This window comes from Flavobacterium sp. FPG59, assembly GCF_002150205.1.
Lineage (GTDB): Bacteria > Bacteroidota > Bacteroidia > Flavobacteriales > Flavobacteriaceae > Flavobacterium.
Map to the genome: position 1 here is coordinate 1 of NZ_MTCA01000318.1, position 2,357 is coordinate 2,357.

At 35.1% G+C, this 2,357-nt stretch carries 3 protein-coding genes; all 3 read left to right on the plus strand.

Going from position 1 to position 2,357, the window contains the following annotated elements; translation table 11 throughout:
* Nucleotides 1–112: 112 nt before the first annotated feature.
* Nucleotides 113–442, plus strand: coding sequence for an iron-sulfur cluster assembly accessory protein (locus FPG59_RS15510; protein ID WP_086455455.1), 330 nt, complete (start codon nucleotides 113–115; stop codon nucleotides 440–442).
* 84 nt (nucleotides 443–526) lie between these two features.
* The gene (gene sufB / locus FPG59_RS15515) at nucleotides 527–1,975 is read left to right on the plus strand and encodes a Fe-S cluster assembly protein SufB (protein WP_086455453.1); all 1,449 of its coding nucleotides are present in this window, start codon (nucleotides 527–529) and stop codon (nucleotides 1,973–1,975) included.
* A gap of 70 nt (nucleotides 1,976–2,045) precedes the next feature.
* The coding region (locus FPG59_RS15520) for a four helix bundle protein (protein ID WP_086455454.1) at nucleotides 2,046–2,357 on the plus strand (312 nt) is incomplete at its 3' end.

The following is a 2,357-nucleotide window of genomic DNA, read 5'->3' on the forward strand; positions in this document are numbered from 1 at the left end:
GTTAATTTAGACAAAATCAAGATAGCATAATTGACTTAAAATATAAAGCTCTGATAACAAAGATGCTAGGTGGATTTTAACAATCAATATGTTATTGCAAAACAACATAAACATGATAAAAGTTTCTGATACTGCCAAAAAGAAAATTATCGACTTGATGAAAGACGATGGTTTTGACGCCGCAACAGATTATGTGCGGGTTGGTGTTAAAAGCGGAGGTTGTTCGGGTTTATCTTATGATTTGAAATTCGATAACAACAAAGGCGAAGACGATAAAATATTCGTAGACAACGACATAACTATAGCGGTTGAAAAAAAATCATTCCTTTACCTAGCAGGAACTATTTTAGAGTTTTCTGGTGGATTAAACGGAAAAGGTTTTGTTTTTAACAATCCGAATGCAACAAGAACATGTGGTTGCGGAGAATCATTCTCTCTATAGTCATAATGTCAAATGTCATAAAGCCGAAAGACTTGCAATGACTTTAAAACTTTAGACTTTAAAAAACTTTAAGACAAAAAAAATATGTCAAAATATACAGAAGACGACTTAAAAATCGAACTCGAAAATAAAGAATACGAATACGGATTTTATACCGAGTTGGAAGCTGAAACGTTTCCTATTGGTTTAAATGAAGATATTGTTCGTGCCATTTCACTTAAAAAAGAAGAACCACAATGGATGACCGATTGGCGCCTTGAGGCTTTTCGTGCTTGGGAGCAAATGGTAGAACCAGAATGGGCTAACGTACGTTATGAAAAACCAGATTTCCAAGCTATATCATACTACTCTGCACCAAAAGCAGTTGATCCTAATAAAACTTTAGATGATGTAGATCCGGAACTTTTAGAAATGTATAAAAAGTTAGGGATCTCTGTAGATGAGCAAAAAATGATGAATAATGTGGCCATGGATATCGTAGTTGACTCGGTATCGGTAGCGACAACATTCAAGAAAACATTAGGCGAAAAAGGAATTATTTTCATGAGTATTTCTGAAGCCATTAAAGAACATCCAGAATTAGTTCGCAAATATTTAGGAACTGTAGTGCCGCAAAAAGACAACTTTTATGCTGCGTTAAACTCGGCTGTATTCTCTGACGGATCTTTCTGTTATATACCAAAAGGCGTTCGTTGCCCAATGGAACTTTCTACTTATTTCCGTATCAATCAAGCTGGTACTGGACAATTTGAAAGAACCTTGCTGATTGCCGACGAAGGAAGCTACGTTTCATACCTTGAAGGCTGTACTGCTCCAAGTCGTGATGAAAACCAATTACACGCTGCGGTAGTTGAGCTGATTGCTCTTGACGATGCCGAAATAAAATATTCAACCGTACAAAACTGGTATCCTGGAAACAAAGAAGGAAAAGGTGGTGTGTATAACTTTGTGACCAAAAGAGGGATTTGCGAGAAAAACGCAAAAATTTCTTGGACACAAGTAGAAACAGGATCAGCAGTAACTTGGAAATACCCATCAGTGGTTTTAAAAGGAGATAATTCAGTTGGTGAGTTTTATTCAATTGCGGTAACTAATAATTTCCAACAAGCCGATACGGGTACTAAAATGGTTCATCTTGGTAAGAACACAAAATCGACTATTATTTCTAAAGGAATTTCTGCTGGTAAATCACAAAATAGTTACCGTGGTTTAGTGCGTATTTCTCCTAATGCTGAAAATGCTCGTAATTTTTCACAATGCGACTCTTTATTAATGGGGAACAAATGTGGAGCACATACATTCCCGTACATTGAGAGTAAAAATCCAACGGCAAAAATTGAACACGAAGCTACCACTAGTAAAATTGGCGAAGACCAAGTTTTTTATTGCAACCAACGCGGTATTCCAACTGAAAAAGCAATTGCATTAATTGTAAACGGTTTCAGTAAAGATGTATTGAATAAGCTGCCAATGGAATTTGCAGTAGAAGCACAAAAATTATTGGAAATTTCTCTTGAAGGTTCGGTGGGATAAAAATTTGTTTAAAGTTTAAGGTTTAAAGTTGAGCAACTTATGACTAACTTTAAACCTTAAACAAAAATAAATGGCGACAATAACTAGGTTTGAAGATTTAGAGATTTGGAAAGAGGCTCGACGACTAGCCAAGGAAATTCATATTATTACTGTAGAATCAGATTTAAAAAATGATTTCAGATTCAAGGATCAAATAAAATCATCTTCAGGCTCGATAATGGATAACATTGCTGAAGGATTTGAAAGAAACGGAAATTTAGAATTTAGACAATTTTTGTCTATAGCAAAAGGATCTGCTGGAGAAACAAGGTCACAATTATACCGAGTTTTTGATTATAATTACATCACTGAAGAAAAGTTTGAAATTTTAAAAACTGACTTC

Bases quoted from the DNA above. Each gene is read 5' to 3' on its own strand.
- FPG59_RS15510 (WP_086455455.1), top strand. From the start codon at position 113: ATGATAAAAGTTTCTGATACTGCCAAAAAGAAAATTATCGACTTGATG.
- sufB (WP_086455453.1), top strand. From the start codon at position 527: ATGTCAAAATATACAGAAGACGACTTAAAAATCGAACTCGAAAATAAA.